General features: G+C 53.4%; 3 protein-coding genes and 1 pseudogene. 3 read left to right on the top strand and 1 reads right to left on the bottom strand.

Annotated elements, in window-relative coordinates; all coding sequences use genetic code 11:
* Window positions 1-441 (bottom strand): annotated as a pseudogene (locus H6F43_RS11685) (hypothetical protein); the annotation flags it as partial.
* A gap of 248 nt (window positions 442-689) precedes the next feature.
* Between H6F43_RS11685 and H6F43_RS11680 the strand changes: the two are divergent.
* The 3 genes from H6F43_RS11680 to H6F43_RS11670 are packed head-to-tail and all read left to right on the top strand — an operon-like array spanning window position 690 to window position 2,051.
* On the top strand, window positions 690-1,046 hold the full coding sequence (locus tag H6F43_RS11680) for an iron-sulfur cluster assembly accessory protein (RefSeq protein ID WP_190342937.1): 357 nt from the start codon (window positions 690-692) through the stop codon (window positions 1,044-1,046).
* Between the two features lie 45 nt (window positions 1,047-1,091).
* Window positions 1,092-1,514, top strand: coding sequence for a tetratricopeptide repeat protein (locus H6F43_RS11675; RefSeq protein WP_190342936.1), 423 nt, complete (start codon window positions 1,092-1,094; stop codon window positions 1,512-1,514).
* A gap of 15 nt (window positions 1,515-1,529) precedes the next feature.
* Window positions 1,530-2,051 (top strand): Ycf51 family protein, encoded by a 522-nt coding sequence (locus H6F43_RS11670; protein ID WP_190342935.1) that lies wholly within the window; start codon window positions 1,530-1,532, stop codon window positions 2,049-2,051.
* The last annotated feature ends 164 nt before the right edge of the window (window positions 2,052-2,215 follow it).

The raw sequence follows: 2,215 nt of genomic DNA, 5'->3' as shown, positions 1-2,215 counted from the left end.
CTGCGGCGGACGACTGCCGATCGCGTCTTGGAAGCTGCGGAAAATCTCGTCGATCAGCGGCAGTTCTGGCACGTAGTCTAGCGTGATGTCCAGCTCTTGCAGCACACCGCGCAGGAAAAACAGGATTTCGCGATCGCGCACCACGATCTTTTGCGGACGCGCCGGACTGCCAGGATTGTGGGGATGCTCCATCGCTCGCAGCAGCGTTCGTGCAACGGCTTCGGGTCCCGTGTCCGGTGTTACTACGTCCATTGCTCGCACCACTCCCTGAGAGCCATCTACCCATAGAATGCACTCTCCGTCAGGGTTAGCTTCCTCGTCGGTCCACGCGGCTTCTAGCTGCCCGCGCTTTTCCAGGGAGCGCCGATCGCCCTCCCACACGCTAGAAATCTGCGGGAGTTGCTGAAGACGACGACGAGTCGATTGATTGAGCGCATTCATAGATTCCAAGGCTCAGGTGAGGAACAGATGCACGCTGTCTGAATCAAGCAGGCGCACGATAGATTTTCATCTTAAACATAATCGCGTTTGCCGCGTGATTGAGTCAGGAAATCCGCAAAGCCGCCGAGATCGAGGTGCTGATTGCTCAATACAACAACTCTACTTAAGGCGAGCCGAATGATTTAAGCTGGATAATATGAATGAACAGACTTCAGTAAAACGACGATAGGCAAGGAGTTTTCAGACCCATGACACAGGCGACCCAATCGCAACAGCGTGGAATTCAAATGACGGACGCGGCTCTGAATCACGTCCTGCTTCTGCGAGAGCAGCAAAAAACTGACCTGTGCCTGCGAGTAGGCGTGCGCGGGGGAGGCTGCTCTGGCATGTCCTACACGATGAATTTTGAAGACCCTAGCAACATTCAGCCTACGGATGAAGTATACGACTACGAAGGCTTCAAAGTGGTGTGCGACCCGAAGAGCCTGCTGTATTTGTACGGCTTAGTGCTGGACTACAGCAATGCTCTGATTGGTGGTGGCTTCCAGTTTACAAACCCCAATGCGGCGCAAACTTGCGGCTGCGGAAAGTCCTTCTCGGCTTAGACGCTAGCCATTCGCTGTACGTGATTATTTACGGTAATTGATTTCATGACGCAAACGGTTGAAGCGCTTTTTGATGAAGGAATTGAGCGATACAAAGCAGGCGAAGCTCCTGAAACGTTGATTCCCATGTTTAAGGAAGTCTGCGATCGCTCTCGAAAAACGAGTTCTGCCTGGACCTGCTTGGCGTGGCTGTACTTGCTGACCGACAAGCCAACGCTGGCCTATGATGCGGCTCAGAAAGCCGTGAAGCTGAATCCGCAAGATCCTCAGGCGCGGGTAAATATAGCGGTTGCCATGCTGGAAACTTCAAAAAAAGGCGTGCGGGAGCACATTGAAGTCGCGCAGCAGCTTATTATGGTAGTTTCGGAATTGCGCGATGAAGTCCAGCAAAACATTGAGGATGGACTGACGCGCAAGCCCAATTGGAAAAGCCTTGAACGCGTGAAAGCCTGGCTGTTTGATTCGTAACCCTTGAACTGAACCATGTTCTCCTCTGCACAACTGCAAACCTTCGCCCTATGGTCGGGCTACCTTACCCTCTTCTGCGCTGCTCTAGCGGTGCTGGGGTGGCTGCTAAAGTGGGGCTTTCGCTTTCGTCTGGTGGGGGCGACTGGGTTCATGGGCGTGCTGACGGGGGGCTTATTTGCGTTGAGCTTGGGTCTGTACAATCGTCCCAACATTCCAGATGCTGTGCGGTTTGTGCGAATTTACGACACCGGCGCCAACTACGCTGTCATTTCGGTACCGCCTCAGATTAGTGAATCTCAACTGACTGCCACCCTGAAGCAAGCAGCTGCCGATCTCTACTCCCCTGGACGGCTGTCCTCACAGGGAGAGCGCCGCATGACGATTCGCGTTCGCACGGTATTACATCCTCAGCCAGGCATTTCTCAACTCCTGTATTTGGGACAAATTAAGCGATCGCTCGCTGACCGCGCCGACGAGCAAATGGAGATCGAGCTTTTCCGCGATCAGCTAGCTCAGTTGCCGAAGCCCACTGCCTGAAGTCAGGAGTCCTAAATTAGAAGTTCAAAATTTGAACTTTTAATTTAGCTCGTACTTCCCTTCGTTTTTTCTCTCCTCGCCTATGTCTTCTGCTTGTCTATCCCTCTTCGTTGCGCCTGCCCAAGTCATTCGTGGAAGCGGCGCTTTGTCTCAGGCGGGAGCGG

It is taken from the genome of Leptolyngbya sp. FACHB-36 (genome assembly GCF_014695955.1).
Lineage (GTDB): Bacteria > Cyanobacteriota > Cyanobacteriia > Leptolyngbyales > Leptolyngbyaceae > FACHB-36.
The sequence above is the reverse complement of the archived record's forward strand: the minus strand, read 5'-3'. Positions and strand labels throughout refer to the sequence as shown.

Coding starts and splice junctions, on each gene's coding strand:
- H6F43_RS11680 (WP_190342937.1), top strand. CDS start 690: ATGACACAGGCGACCCAATCGCAACAGCGTGGAATTCAAATGACGGAC.
- H6F43_RS11675 (WP_190342936.1), top strand. CDS start 1,092: ATGACGCAAACGGTTGAAGCGCTTTTTGATGAAGGAATTGAGCGATAC.
- H6F43_RS11670 (WP_190342935.1), top strand. CDS start 1,530: ATGTTCTCCTCTGCACAACTGCAAACCTTCGCCCTATGGTCGGGCTAC.